Source organism: Paenisporosarcina indica (genome assembly GCF_001939075.1).
GTDB classification, from domain to species: domain Bacteria; phylum Bacillota; class Bacilli; order Bacillales_A; family Planococcaceae; genus Paenisporosarcina; species Paenisporosarcina indica.
The window spans coordinates 232,150-247,171 of the sequence record NZ_MPTA01000005.1 but is presented as its reverse complement, the minus strand read 5'-3'; the positions used below and the strand labels follow the sequence as shown (position 1 = coordinate 247,171).

General features: G+C 37.9%; 12 protein-coding genes. 6 read left to right on the top strand and 6 right to left on the bottom strand.

Annotated elements, in window-relative coordinates; genetic code table 11:
* The first annotated feature begins 337 nt into the window (after positions 1-337).
* Positions 338-1,519 (top strand): MDR family MFS transporter, encoded by a 1,182-nt coding sequence (locus GY23_RS13395; RefSeq protein ID WP_075619713.1) that lies wholly within the window; start codon positions 338-340, stop codon positions 1,517-1,519.
* Between the two features lie 27 nt (positions 1,520-1,546).
* Here the strand turns inward: GY23_RS13395 and gyrA are convergent, their stop codons facing one another.
* The 6 genes from gyrA to dnaA form a co-directional block, all read right to left on the bottom strand.
* Entirely contained in the window at positions 1,547-4,102 is a 2,556-nt protein-coding gene (gene gyrA / locus GY23_RS13390) for a DNA gyrase subunit A (protein ID WP_075619712.1), read from the bottom strand.
* A 27-nt stretch (positions 4,103-4,129) separates the two neighbouring features.
* Positions 4,130-6,058, bottom strand: a complete 1,929-nt coding sequence (gene gyrB / locus GY23_RS13385; protein WP_075619711.1) for a DNA topoisomerase (ATP-hydrolyzing) subunit B — start codon at positions 6,056-6,058, stop codon at positions 4,130-4,132.
* Positions 6,059-6,348: 290 nt separating this feature from the next.
* A complete protein-coding gene (gene recF / locus GY23_RS13375; protein WP_075619710.1) occupies positions 6,349-7,467 on the bottom strand; it encodes a DNA replication/repair protein RecF in 1,119 nt (372 codons plus the stop codon).
* A gap of 1 nt (position 7,468) precedes the next feature.
* Complete coding sequence (gene yaaA, locus GY23_RS13370; RefSeq protein WP_075619709.1) at positions 7,469-7,696, bottom strand: S4 domain-containing protein YaaA; 228 nt, start codon at positions 7,694-7,696, stop codon at positions 7,469-7,471.
* A gap of 107 nt (positions 7,697-7,803) precedes the next feature.
* A complete protein-coding gene (gene dnaN / locus GY23_RS13365) occupies positions 7,804-8,940 on the bottom strand; it encodes a DNA polymerase III subunit beta (protein ID WP_075619733.1) in 1,137 nt (378 codons plus the stop codon).
* A 168-nt stretch (positions 8,941-9,108) separates the two neighbouring features.
* Positions 9,109-10,455, bottom strand: a complete 1,347-nt coding sequence (dnaA, locus tag GY23_RS13360; protein ID WP_075619708.1) for a chromosomal replication initiator protein DnaA — start codon at positions 10,453-10,455, stop codon at positions 9,109-9,111.
* A gap of 511 nt (positions 10,456-10,966) precedes the next feature.
* Between dnaA and rpmH the strand changes: the two genes are divergently transcribed.
* The 5 genes from rpmH (at position 10,967) to mnmE (ending at position 14,804) form a co-directional block, all read left to right on the top strand.
* Positions 10,967-11,101: a 50S ribosomal protein L34 gene (gene rpmH / locus GY23_RS13355; protein WP_019413363.1), complete on the top strand. Its 135-nt coding sequence runs from the start codon at positions 10,967-10,969 to the stop codon at positions 11,099-11,101.
* Between the two features lie 140 nt (positions 11,102-11,241).
* Positions 11,242-11,589, top strand: a complete 348-nt coding sequence (gene rnpA, locus GY23_RS13350) for a ribonuclease P protein component (RefSeq protein WP_075619707.1) — start codon at positions 11,242-11,244, stop codon at positions 11,587-11,589.
* A gap of 86 nt (positions 11,590-11,675) precedes the next feature.
* Positions 11,676-12,419, top strand: a complete 744-nt coding sequence (gene yidC / locus GY23_RS13345) for a membrane protein insertase YidC (RefSeq protein WP_425434998.1) — start codon at positions 11,676-11,678, stop codon at positions 12,417-12,419.
* Positions 12,416-13,159: an RNA-binding cell elongation regulator Jag/EloR gene (gene jag / locus GY23_RS13340; protein WP_075619705.1), complete on the top strand. Its 744-nt coding sequence runs from the start codon at positions 12,416-12,418 to the stop codon at positions 13,157-13,159. Before yidC ends, jag begins: the two co-directional genes overlap by 4 nt.
* Positions 13,160-13,418: 259 nt before the next feature.
* On the top strand, positions 13,419-14,804 hold the full coding sequence (mnmE, locus tag GY23_RS13335) for a tRNA uridine-5-carboxymethylaminomethyl(34) synthesis GTPase MnmE (protein WP_075619704.1): 1,386 nt from the start codon (positions 13,419-13,421) through the stop codon (positions 14,802-14,804).
* The last annotated feature ends 218 nt before the right edge of the window (positions 14,805-15,022 follow it).

Genomic DNA, 15,022 nt, shown 5'->3' with positions numbered 1-15,022 from the left:
ATTGTTTGTCGCTTGTATTGGCGACTCACTTATAATAACAAAATTCGACAAACGTGTCAATAGAATTGCAAAGAAAACATTATTGTTTATGGGGATTATGATATGCAACTCATACAAATAAAGTGATTCTCCTACATATAGTAGTTATGTTTCTCAATGGATCTACTTTTCTTCTATATATTGAACTCGTACATTTTGTCTTATAAATTCTTTTTATTACATATATCCGTTATCCGTACAAAATGTCATTTTGTATTCTTAAGACCTTCTATTCGTTTTTCATACTACCCAGCTAACTTATGTAAGCGTAGTATGAAAATTAGAAAGGGGAGTACAAATGCGCGAAAAATTCTCGTTTCATCCAGTTGTTTGGGCTTTATTAATAGGAACTGTATTTGCACGGGGAGCTAGTTATATGGCACTCCCATTCCTTGCATTATATTTATCAAACTCTCATGAAATTCATCCGATCTGGATAGGGATTACAATCGGGTTATCTCCATTGATGGGAACAATCGGTGGGTTTATAGGAGGGTACATCTCGGACCGTTATGGTCGTGAAAAAGTAATGCTTATTACCGTATTCGTATGGGGACTCGTTTACTTTGGGTTTTCACAAGCTTCTCATATCGGTATTTTTATGGCACTAAATGCATTAAATGGCCTCTGTCGCTCGTTTTTTGAACCATCTTCACAAGCCTTAATGGCGGATTTAACTTCTAAAGATAAAAGAAAGCGAGTATTTTCCTTACGCTATATGGCAATTAATCTTGGTGCCTCTGTTGGCCCAATTCTCGGAGTGTATGTTGCACAGTTTTCATCCACACTTCCATTTCTCTTCACGGGCATTATGTATATCATTTATGGCATAACTCTAGCAGTCATGTTCAATCGATTTTCCACCACAAATACGTCACCTATCCTCAAGCAATCTATGGTAGATGCATTAATCATTGCTTGGAAAGACAAAACATTACTCGTATTTATCATTGGCGGAATCTTAGTCAACGTTGGATATTCACAAGTAGATTCTAACTTACCTCAATATATACAAAACTCTTTTTCAAATGGGGTAGTTCTTTTTGCAAAACTCATTGCTCTTAATGCCATTCTGGTAATCATATTACAAATCCCTTTAAGTTTGGTTTCTGAAAAATGGCCTGTTCTGCGTGTGATGATTTTGGGTAGTGTGTTGTTTGCCATTGGATTTGCAAGCTTTGGCTATGCCACTACTATGGTAGGGATGATGGTTGCAATGGGGATTGTTACGATTGGTGAAATATTTATCTTTCCTTCGACTAGTGTCTTTATTGACCAAATAGCACCTGAGGATCGGAAAGGAACTTACTTTGGAGCTGGACAGTTCCGTTCGATAGGAAATTTCACTGGCCCTATTCCTGGTGGATGGTTACTCCAGGACTATGGTGGCAAACTCTTATTCTCTGTAATCGGGGTTGTTATTTTATGCAGTATTTTGTTCTATGCTACGGGGGCTCGCAACATACAAAAACAGGTCTAAGGCACTTTCGCACCTTAGACCTGTTTTTTATTCTTCAGATGTTTCCGGGTCAGTTGTTTGTACGCTCTCGCTTACATCAGTAGTTGATTCATCTCCATCAACTTCTACAGCTTCAGAACTTTCTTCGCCTTCTTCATCAAATTCTTCTTCTTCTACTTCTTTTTCAACTTTAGCAACCGTTGCCACAAATTCATCTTCACCTAAACGAATTAAGCGAACGCCTTGTGTACTACGACCCGTGATTGAAATACTGTCAACAGCCATACGTATTAACATCCCATTAATGGTAATGAGCATTAAATCTTCCGAGCCATCAACAGCTTTCACTGCCGACAATGGACCTGTTTTATCTGTAATCTGACTTGTTTTAATACCTACGCCTCCACGAGACTGTAAGCGATACTCTTCTTCATTTGTACGTTTTCCATATCCATTCTCGGTGACAACAAGAACTTCTTGACCAGGTTCCAGAATTTCCATACCGACAACATAATCGTCGTCACGTAAGCGAATTCCTCGAACTCCTGACGCTGTACGACCCATTGAACGAATATCTGTTTCTTCAAAACGTACAAGCATTCCTTTACGTGTACCAATGATGATATGTTTTTTACCATCTGTTAATTTAACAGAGATCAATTCATCGTCTTCTCTTAAAGAGATAGAGATTAATCCATTTGCTCGAATATTGGCAAATCCGCTAACTGGTGTACGTTTCGTTACCCCTAGACGAGTTGTAAACATAAAATAGGAATCGGCTTCAAACGATGCCATACGAATCATTGCTGTTACATTTTCCTCTTTATCAATGCCTAGTAAGTTTACGATTGGTAACCCTTTTGCTGTACGACCATATTCAGGAATTTCATATCCTTTTGCTCGATATACTTTTCCTTTGTTTGTAAAGAACAGAATCGTGTCATGTGTGGACGTGTATAGTAAATGTTCAACGAAATCATTCTCATTCGTGCCCATTCCTTGAACGCCTCGTCCTCCACGTTTTTGACTGCGATACGTATTCACCGGTAAACGTTTTATATACCCATTATGAGTTAATGTCAAAACAGAATTTTCACGTGGAATTAAGTCTTCATCTTCCATCATTTCAGCACCACCTGCCGTAATTTCCGTACGACGATTATCGCTGAAACGCTCTTTAATCTCATGTAACTCTTCACGAATAATTTGTACCACTTTCATTTCATCCGCTAGAATTGCACGAAGTTCTGCCATGAGAAGTAGTAACTCTTGATATTCAGCCTCAATTTTATCACGCTCTAAACCGGTTAAACGTTGCAAACGCATATCTAGAATGGCTTGGGCTTGGCGTTCTGATAAGTTGAATTGCTCGATTAATCCTAGTTTTGCTTCTTCACCTGTTTGGGAACGACGAATTAATGCAATGATTTCATCGATATGGTCCAGTGCAATACGAAGTCCTTCTAAAATATGTGCACGATCTTCTGCTTTTGTTAAATCAAACTGCGTGCGACGTTTAATAACGACTTTTTGGTGCTCTAAGTAATGATATAAAATCTCTTTTAAGCCTAGTACTTTCGGCTGTCCATCGACAAGAGCTAGCATGTTTACACCAAAGCTTGATTGAAGAGCTGTTTGTTTGTACAAATTGTTAAGTAAAACATTTGCATTTGCATCTTTACGAACTTCGATAACGACGCGCATACCGTCACGGTCTGACTCATCACGAAGATCCGTAATTCCGTCAATCTTCTTATCACGTACAAACTCCGCTATTTTTTCAATAAGACGGGCTTTATTCACCTGGAATGGTAATTCATGAATTAAGATAACTTCTTTTCCATTCGGTTTTTGTTCAATTTCCACTTTTCCTCGAATGATAATAGAACCACGGCCAGTTTCATAAGCACGTCGAATTCCACTTCTCCCCATGATAATACCACCCGTAGGGAAGTCAGGACCTGGAATGATTTCCATCAATTCTTCAGTCGTAATGGCTGGGTTTTCAGCAATTGCCAGAACTCCATCAATTGTTTCACCCAAGTGATGTGGTGGAATATTTGTTGCCATCCCTACCGCAATCCCTGAAGTACCGTTCACTAATAAATTTGGAAAACGGCTTGGAAGAACAACAGGTTCTTGTTCTTGGCCATCATAGTTATCTTTGAAATCAATTGTGTTTTTATTAATATCACGCAATAATTCCATTGCTATTTTTGACATACGTGATTCGGTATAACGCATGGCTGCGGCAGAATCACCATCTACTGAACCAAAGTTCCCGTGGCCATCAACTAACATGTGACGATAACTCCAGTGTTGTGCCATACGTACCATTGCATCATAGATGGAACTATCACCATGTGGATGGTACTTACCCATTGCATCACCAACAATACGAGCTGATTTCTTATGTGGTTTATCAGCTGTGTTCCCCATACCTTGCATTGCATATAAAATACGACGATGAACAGGTTTCAACCCATCACGTACGTCTGGAAGTGCTCGTGAAACAATGACACTCATTGCATAGTCAAGGAAAGATGTTTTGATTTCCGTACTAATGTTAATCCCTTTAACGCCATTGTTAGGTATTTCCGACATGCAGATGACCTCCCTTCGTTTGACTCTTTATATATCTAAGTTTTTCACGTAAATTGCATTTTCTTCGATGAATAGACGACGTGGTTCTACTTCATCACCCATTAAACGTTCGAAAGTTTCATCTGCGTCAATCGCATCTTCTAAGTTTACTTGTAATAGTGTACGAACTGAGGGATCCATCGTTGTCTCCCATAATTGTGTTGCATCCATTTCGCCTAGACCTTTGTAACGTTGAATACCTGGTTTCGGATGTTTAGGAAGTTTCTCAAGAATTTCTTGTAGTTGTTTATCAGAATAACAATATTCAACATGTTTACCTTGTTTAATCTGGAATAATGGAGGCTGAGCAATATATACATAACCCGCTTCAATCAACGGACGCATAAAACGGAAAAAGAAAGTTAATAGTAACGTACGAATATGTGCACCATCAACGTCCGCATCTGTCATAATAACGACTTTATGATAACGAGCTTTTTCAAGTGTGAATTCTCCGCCAATACCAGTACCTAAAGCCGTAATCATTGAACGAATTTCGGCATTACCTAAAATACGATCTAGACGCGCTTTTTCAACATTTAATATTTTTCCCCGAAGTGGAAGAATTGCTTGGAAATGACGGTCACGGCCAGATTTTGCAGAACCACCTGCCGAGTCACCTTCAACAATGTATAATTCACTTTCTGCAGGAACACGTGATGAACAGTCCGCTAATTTACCTGGTAAACTAGAAACTTCCAACACTGATTTACGTCGAGTAAATTCACGTGCTTTCTTCGCAGCTACACGTGCACGAGCAGCCATTAAGCCTTTTTCTAAAACTTTTCGGGCAACAGTTGGGTTCTCAAGCATAAATCGGTCAAAGGATTCAGAGAACAATGAATTCGTAATCGTACTTACTTCTGAGTTCCCTAACTTTGTTTTCGTTTGTCCTTCAAATTGAGGATCTGGATGCTTAATGGATACGATTGCCGTTAATCCTTCTCTCACATCATCACCAGTTAAATTAGCATCCGCATCTTTTAATAAACTATTTTTGCGTCCGTAATCATTGATAACACGAGTTAAGGCCGTTTTAAATCCTGACTCATGTGTACCACCTTCATAGGTATTGATATTATTAGCAAACGATAGAATGTTTGTCGCATATCCACTGTTATATTGCATGGCAATTTCAATCGAAATGCCATCTTTTTCACCTTCAACGAAAATTGGTTCTTCATGAATTGGCTCTTTTGATTTATTCAAATTTTCTACATAGGATTTAATACCACCCTCAAAGTGATACGTTTTCGTACGTAGTACTTCTTCACGTTCATCTCTAATCGTAATGTTTAAGCCACGATTTAAGTAAGCAAGTTCACGTAAACGATGAGATAAAATATCATATTCGTAAACAGTCGTTTCTGTAAAAATCATAGGATCTGCTTTAAATCGAATGGTTGATCCATTTTCGTCTGTTTCACCAATCACATTTAACTCTTCGGTTACAGCTCCACGTTCAAATTTAATGTAATGGATTTTGCCATCGCGTTTTACATAAACTTCAGTTACTTCCGAAAGAGCATTTACTACAGAAGCACCTACACCATGTAGACCACCTGATACTTTATAGCCTCCACCGCCGAATTTACCACCGGCATGAAGAACAGTCATAATAACTTCAACTGCAGGACGTCCCATTTTCTCTTGGTTTCCTACAGGAATTCCACGACCGTTGTCATCTACTTTTATCCAATTATCCTTTTCAATTGTGACTACAATTTCGTCACAGTATCCAGCTAATGCTTCATCGATTGCGTTATCTACGATTTCCCAAACAAGATGGTGAAGCCCTTTTGAACTTGTCGAACCAATGTACATACCTGGACGTTTGCGTACCGCTTCTAAACCTTCTAATACTTGTATTTGATCAGCATCATAAGATGTTTGCAGTTCTTTTTCTTCCATCGCCATTAAGCTCACCTACTCTTTCCCACTACTATCTTCTCGCTATTAATAAAAAAGACCATTTTAAAAATTAATTTTCTTCATAATGTTCTGCGGACTCAGAGGGGATGCATACGTTAAAAAAGGAGTGACAACCAGAGACTTCACACGATGCCTTTCTGTCAAAAGTCGTGTACGTGAATTTTTCAACCACGCGTCCTGTATCGTCTCATCCTTTATCTCACGAAAATCTAGTATCGTGAGGATTTCGCTGTATTTGACGACAATTGATTTGCCGATCACCACATACAAAACACTCACGCTCCCTCATCAACATGTCCTTGCTTCACATTAAATATTGCTGCTTGTGTAATTGTTTCATGATCAATGCCAACCACATTGGTGGTGGTCACGAATGTTTGAACTTCGCCTTGAATAGTATTTAATAAGTGAGATTGTCTGTAGTCATCGAGTTCAGACAATACGTCGTCTAATAACAACACAGGCGACTCTCCCACTTCTTGTTTGATTAATTCGATTTCTGCAAGTTTAAGTGACAATGCCGTTGTCCGTTGTTGACCTTGTGAACCGTAAGTTTGCACATCATAGCCATTTACAAAAAACTGCAAATCATCGCGATGTGGGCCGGTTAACGTCACGCCTCTTGCTAATTCTTGTGCTTTACCGGCTTGCATCTTTTGTCGTAAGTGGTCAGCCATTTGCTCAAATGTTGCATGTTGTTCAAGTCCACTGACAGGGTTATAGCGAACTTCTAATTTTTCAAGTCCTCGTGAAATTCCAAAATGAATGGGTTCAGCCCATTTTTGAAGAAGTTCCATAAATTGAAATCTCTTACGAATAACACTGACAGCTGCTTGAATATATTGATCTGTATAAACATCAAACATCACATCGTTAAGAGAAGATTTACCTTGATGCATTTTCAATAAATGATTTCGTTGTTTTAATAGTTTCTGAAATGTTAGCAAATCGTGTAAATAAATTGGGGATATTTGACCAATTTCCATGTCCAAAAAACGTCTTCGAACTTGAGGACTGCCTTTTACAAGATTCAAATCTTCTGGGGCAAACATCACCACATTTAATTGCCCGATATAATCGCTTAACCGTTTCTGTTCCAAATGATTCACACGTGCTTTTTTCCCTTTTTTGGATATGGTTAATTCTAGAGGTAAACGTCCGTACTTCTTTTGAACATCACTTTTTATTTTACCATATTCTTCAGACCAACGTATCAAATCTTTATCATTTGAAGTCCGATGAGATTTTGCCATTGAAAGTACGTAGATAGATTCCATAATATTTGTTTTCCCTTGAGCATTTTCGCCTATAAGGACATTGATCGTTGGGGAAAAGTTTAACGATAGAGATTCATAATTTCTGTAATTCGTTAATTCAAGCCGTTCTATGTGCATCTTATTGTCCGCTCAATGGATCCACAATTCGAATTTCCTCAAGTCCAGGAATATTAACAAAATCTCCGTGTCGAAGTTTACGCCCACGTCTTTGATCAACTTGACCATTTATTAATACTTCATTTTCAGATAAAAACCATTTTGCCATTCCACCAGAGCTAATTACATCTGTCATTTTTAGTACTTGTCCTAGTGTCACGTATTCTGTTCCAATTTCAAGTTCTTTCAAGTTAATTACATCCTTCGCTTTTAGTCTATCCCTTCATTTTACTCCATTTTCGTCAAGAAGTAAAAAAGGATAGCCCAGTTAAGGACTATCCTTGGAAAATTAAATTTTTAATACGTTCGAACTGGCAAAATTAATTGTAGAATTGCGTCGTCATGAACAGACTTTAAAATGAATGGGCGCATTGCACCTGTAAATTGAACTTTAACATCTTGGCCATCTACAGCTTTTAATGCATCCATCATATATTTTGCACTGAACGAAATTTTCAATTCTTCGCCTTCAATTGACGTTGCTTGAATTTCTTCTTCTACTTTTCCTACTTCAGGTGAGCTAGATGAAATTTCAACGACATTGCCATCTAAAGAAGAGAAACGAACAATGTTATTGCGTTCTTCACGTGCTAATAAAGACGCACGATCAATTGCTTGGAGTAAGGCTTTTCCGTTGACGGTTACTGTCGTTTTATATTCAGTTGGAATTAAACGAGAAGTATCTGGGTAATTGCCTTCGAGTAAACGAGAGTAGAATAACACATCGGAAGTTTTGAATAATACTTGTTGTTGTGTCATCACGATATGAACAGGCTCTGAAGAGTCCCCGATAATTTTGCTTAATTCGTTTAAGCTCTTCCCAGGAATAACTACGCTATATTCTCCTTCAGGTAATTGCTCTAGTTTTAATTTACGACGTGCTAGACGATGACTATCCGTAGCTACACAAACTAGTTCTCCATTTTTCACTTCCCAATGAACACCTGTTAAGACTGGGCGACTTTCAGAAGTCGAAACAGCAAATACAGTTTCTCGAACAACGGATTTTAATAAGTCAGCAGGAAGAACGAAATGTCGATCATCTTCAATTTCTGGAAGTAATGGATATTCAGTTGCATCTTGTCCAATCAAATGGAACTCAGACTTACCTGAGCGAATATGTGTTTGATATTGATTACTTACTTCAATTTCTACATCATTCGTTGGCAACTTACGCACGATTTCATTAAACATACGAGCTTGAACCACAATAGATCCTTCTTCGATAACACGAATTACTTGTTCACCATCTTCTTCTGCTTTGATGAAAGTTTGAATCGTAATATCAGAATCACTACCCGTTAAGTGTAACCCATCTTCTGTAACCTCTAATTTTATTCCTGTCAGAATTGGAATCGTTGTTTTCGAACTAACTGCTTTCATTACATCATTTAGTCCAACTAATAATCGATCACGCATGATTTCAAATTTCATCATTTTTAACCTCGCTTATATATTATTAATGTTTTAAAAGATTAATAGACTTAGTAGTAGGGGCTGTGAATATGTTGATAAGTCCATTTTTGTGAATAGAATCAGCTTATCCACATGTAGATAAGCTGTGTATCAACCAGTCTGCACAGAGTGGGGTTATCCACAGCGTTAAGACTTCCCTAATGAACTTTTAATCTGTTTTAAATCTTGTTGAAGAGCTTGATCTTCTTTTAAAAGAGTTGAAATTTTTTCGTGCGCATGAATAACAGTTGTGTGATCCCTGCCACCAAATTCTTCCCCGATTTTAGGCAATGAAAAATTTGTTAACTCACGAGACAAATACATAGCAATTTGTCTTGGAAATGCGATTGATTTCGTACGTTTTTTCGCACTAAAGTCCTCTAAACGCATGTGAAAGTGCTCGCCTACTGCTTTTTGAATATCTAAAATCGTGATGATTCGAGGTTTTGCATTTGGCATGATATCTTTCAGTGCTTCAGCAGCCAACTCCGTATTCATGTCCTTATTTACTAAAGAAGAATAAGCAACAACGCGGATTAAGGCACCTTCTAGCTCACGAATATTAGAATCAATTTGATTGGCAATGTACGCCATCACTTCATTGGGGATATCCAAGCCATCAGCTTTTGCTTTTTTACGCAAAATGGCAATACGAGTCTCTAAATCTGGTGGAGTGATGTCTGTAATCAATCCCCATTCGAAACGAGATCGCAAGCGGTCTTCTAAAGTAGGAATTTCTTTTGGGGGTCTATCACTGGAAATCACAATTTGCTTGGATTCCTCATGCAAAGTATTGAAAGTATGGAAAAACTCTTCTTGTGTTTGTTCTTTTCCTGCTAAAAATTGAATATCATCTATTAATAGAACATCAACACTGCGGTACTTATTACGGAATTCAACAGTTTTATTATCACGAATCGAGTTAATGAATTCATTAGTGAATTTTTCAGATGATAGATAGACAACTTTTGCATTCGGGTTGTGTTCTTGTACGTAGTGTCCAATTGCATGCATTAAATGGGTTTTTCCTAGCCCTACTCCCCCATAGATAAACAAGGGATTATAGGCTTTTGCCGGAGCTTCTGCTACTGCGAGTGATGCTGCATGTGCAAAACGATTACCCGAGCCGATTACATACGTATCAAATGTATATTTTGAATTTAACATGCCACGAGAATACTCAGGTTGATCATCGTTTTTTACGGCAATGATTGGTTTTGGAAGCGTGAAATCTTCCATACTTTGATCTTTAGGAACAACAAATCTAATCGATAAGCCTTCTCCAGTCAATTCCGTCAATATACCGGCAATTAAATGGACATAATGCGTATCTAGCCAATCACGTGCAAATGAGTTTGGTGCAGCAATTGTCACGGTATCCCCTTGGTAGGTCAACATTTTTGTTGATTTGAGCCACGTTTCAAAGCTAGGTTTTGAGATCTTTTGCTCCACTTGAGCAAGAACGCTTGACCATAGTTCTTCTAAATGTTCCACAACGTACCTCCTTCTGAAAAAATTTTTATCGACGTTCTTACACTTCTATATGTATAGTCATACACAAAACCACAAGCTGTGGATAAAGTTTAATAAGAGCCTTGGGATAAACTATCCACATATTATCAACAGTTGTGGATAACAATGAATAGTCGTTTTTGTTTTTGAAGAGTAAAACACAAACATCGTATCAAAAATAAGCAGAAATTACAAGAGTTCTAAATGGTTATCCACAAAATGCATAAACATGCACAGTGCCTTTGTCCACAGGCAGTTAGTTTGTGAAAAAGATGTAGATAAGGGGTGTGGATAAAAAATACTTGAAATTTATTATCCACAATGCATTAAACAAGAAGATTCGTAATTGTGGACAACTAATTACATATAAATTTTTCGAGTAGGACAAGCATATTTCAAATACATATTGACTTTTAGGGGGAAAACTATATATAATATCGAAGACTGTCTGTAAGATAAATCGACTTTCAATTTTTCAGGAGGTGTCACATAGATGAAACGCACATACCAACCAAATAAACGTAAACATAGTAAAGTTCACGGATTCCGCGCACGCATGAGCACAAAAAACGGCCGTCGCGTACTAGCAGCACGTCGCGCTAAAGGAAGAAAAGTATTATCAGCTTAAGTCCACTGATCCGCATCAGTGGTCTTTTTTTTCTTTATCTATAGGAAATGAATGATCAGGTGGATTAACATTAACGCAGGCGAGAGTCGGGGAAAGATATACAATCTTTCTAAAATGCGTGAAGGTGGAGCAGGTAAAACATGAATAAACGTCAACGCGTCAAGAAAAATGCAGAATTTCAAAAAATATTTAAACACGGTAAATCCTTTGCGAATCGACAATTTGTTGTATACCTTTTACCAAAAGAGGGACAAGAGGAGTTTCGCATCGGTTTATCTGTAAGTAAAAAAGTCGGAAACGCAGTCGTCCGAAACCAAATCAAACGTTTTATTAGACAATCTTTCTTGGAAATGAAAGATGAAGTCAACCAAAAGATGGATTATGTCATTATCGCCCGAAAACAGGCGGCCAGTTTAGATTTTCATGAATCAAAGAAAAGTTTGCAGCATGTACTAAAAGTTGCGAAAATGCTTCAAAAGAACAAGTAAGAAAACAACCAGCATTGTATATATAGAAGAAATGGAATATTTTTTTAGGGGGAAGAAGGGTGAATAAACGCTTTCTTATCATCCTCATGCTTGTTACTGTCACATTATTACTTAGTGGATGTACAGAATACAATCAACCGATATATGAGGACAGTAAAGGATTTTGGAATGAATTTATTGTTTGGCCTCTTGTTTCATTTATTACATTGTTTAAGGAATTACTCGGTACTTATGGGTTAGGGATCGTCATGGTGACGATTATTATCCGTTTAGCAATTCTTCCATTAATGATTAAGCAAACTAAAAGTTCGAAAAAAATGCAAGAAGTACAACCTGAACTTGCTTTACTTAAGAAAAAATACAGTTCTAAAGATGCTCAAACTCAACAAAAGTATCAACAAGAAATGATGGCGTTATTTAAAAGCAAAGGCGTAAATCCTGCTGCGGGTTGTTTACCAGTAGTGATTCAAATGCCAATCTTAATTGGTTTTTACCATGCAATCAGTCGTATGAATTCAACTGAAGAAATTAACTTAGGTAGTTTATTGTGGTTCAACTTAGCAGAACCTAGTATTATTCTTGCAATCTTGGCAGGTATCATGCAGTTCTTGGTACTTCGTACAGGACCAGCGATGGACAATCCTCAAATGAGAATCATGATGTATTTCATGCCGGTTATGATCGTTGGATTCGGTATATTCTTGCCATCCGCATTAACACTTTATTGGGTTATCGGAAATATCATTTCACTTATTCAAAATTTGGTCATTTACAAACCATGGGAAAAACGCAAACTTCAACCTGCTAAAACAGGAGGGGCTAAAAAGTGAATCAGATTACGCAAACGGGTACTACATCTGAAGAAGCGATATCTGTAGCGTTAGCAAAACTGGCTACGACAAGAGATCAAGTAACCATCAATGTAATAAGTGAAGGTAAAAAAGGTTTTCTAGGTTTTGGATCGAAACTTGCTGAAGTGCAAGTTATTGTAAATGAAAAGCCGCCTGTAGAGCATTTGGACGAAGTCATACTTGCTGAATCTAATGATGCACCAGCTGAAGAAATCGTAATCCCCTTGGAAGAAGAAAACGTTATAAAAGCAACGGAATCTACCCAAGAGCAGGCTGTCGATGAAACAAAAACGTATATTAAACTAATTGCAAAAGAAATGAAAATTGATGATTTAACGATTCATACGGAGAAAAGCGGTAAATATGTCACGCTTCGTTTGGAAAGTAAAAAAGCTGCTTTGTTAATTGGGAAACGTGGTCAAACATTAAATGCATTGCAACAACTTTCTCAACTAGTTGCAAACAAATATGCGAACCATTTTTTGATGATAAAACTCGATGTAGAGAATTACCGCGAGCGTCGTCAAGAATCACTTGAACAATTAGCAGAACGTATGGCAGATAAAGCAATTCGTACAGGGAAAAAGGTTGAATTTGAACCAATGCCTTCTTATGAAAGAAAAGTGATACACAATGCTCTTACTCATCGTCTAGACATTGAAACTGTATCCATTGGAACAGACCCAAATCGTTACCTGGTAATCGAGCCTTTAAAGTAAAGAAGAGCGCAAAGTACCACTCTAGATCGATGACGTTGGAAAGACCGAATCGAAGTTGCGAGCTGGTGCTTGGAGCTAGACATTGTAAAGAACAACGGATCTTGACGTCACTTGACGAAGAGATCCGTTTTCTTGTGGATAAAAATGTCGATTCCAGCTTTCGAAATTAGTAATTTTGTGCTAATATTGTATGTTAGATAATCATGACAATTTTTAGTTATCCACATGTGGATAATGATGGAACAGGAGGTGGACGAATATGGAGTTCGATACTATTGCTGCGATATCCACACCTATGGGTGAAGGGGCAATTGCAATCGTCAGATTAAGTGGACCACAAGCAATTTCGATAGCAAACCAAATTTTTCGTTCGCCTGGAGAAAAGTCATTACATGAACAACTGTCACACACGATCCATTATGGACATTTAATAGAGCCGAATACAGGCGATGTAGTAGAAGAAGTCATGCTGTCTTTAATGAAGGGTCCGAAAACCTTTACAAGGGAAGACGTAGTCGAAATAAATTGTCATGGGGGAATTGTTACCGTAAACCGAGTACTTCAACTTGTACTCATTAATGGGGCTAGACTCGCAGAACCGGGAGAATTTACAAAACGAGCATTTTTAAATGGTCGGATTGATTTATCTCAAGCAGAGGCTGTCATGGACTTAATTCGTGCGAAGACTGATAAAGCAATGAATGTGGCACTTGGGCAAATGGAAGGTAAATTATCACGACTAATAGCTAGCTTGCGACAAGCTTTACTAGAAACATTGGCTCAAGTCGAAGTGAACATCGATTATCCAGAATATGATGACGTAGAAGAAATGACGTTACCTATGATCATTGAGAAATCCACTTGGGTGAAGCAAGAAATTGAAGGGTTATTGAAAACCTCATCACAGGGAAAAATTTTAAGAGAAGGTTTATCTACGGTTATTGTAGGGCGACCTAATGTAGGAAAATCATCTTTATTAAATAGTTTAGTGCAAGAAAATAAAGCAATTGTGACCGATGTAGCAGGGACCACACGTGATATCATTGAAGAATATGTCAATGTCAGAGGCGTACCATTAAAACTTGTCGATACTGCGGGTATTCGTGAAACAGAAGACATTGTGGAACGAATAGGGGTTGAACGCTCCAGACAGGTGCTTAAGCAAGCTGATTTAATTCTTTTAGTCCTAAACCAAGCAGACGAGCTGACACTTGAAGACGAGCGTTTATTTGAAGCAATTGACGGAATGGATTATATTGTCGTTCTGAATAAAACCGACTTAGAGAAAAAAATCGATAGTCAGCGTGTTGAAGAACTGGCGGGAAATCGAAAAATTGTCACCACTTCTTTAGTGAAAGAAGAAGGTGTCAATCAATTAGAAGAAGCAATTGCCTCGTTATTTTTTGAAGGATCTCTTGATAGTGGCGATATTACCTATGTATCAAACGCACGCCATATTGCTTTATTACATCAAGCAAAACGGACCATTGAAGATGCAATCGATGCGGCACATGCTGCAGTACCAATAGATATGATACAAATTGATGTAACACGCACGTGGGAAATACTTGGTGAGATTACAGGAGATACAGTAGAAGAAAGTCTACTTGATCAGTTATTCTCACAATTTTGTCTAGGGAAATAGAAGGAATGAAGGCTAAGTTCGCGACTTCGTGTTGCACCTGTGATTACTCGTCGCAAAATGAACTTTCAACGCCTTCATGACCCACATACTGTGGACCAAAGCGCCACTCAAGCTCGACATCGGCGCTGGACAATAAAGAAAAGCAAAAACACTATTCAAACTTTATAAATTCGAAGCAGCATTTGAATTTAAATAAATAATAGAAGAAACGAAAGGGA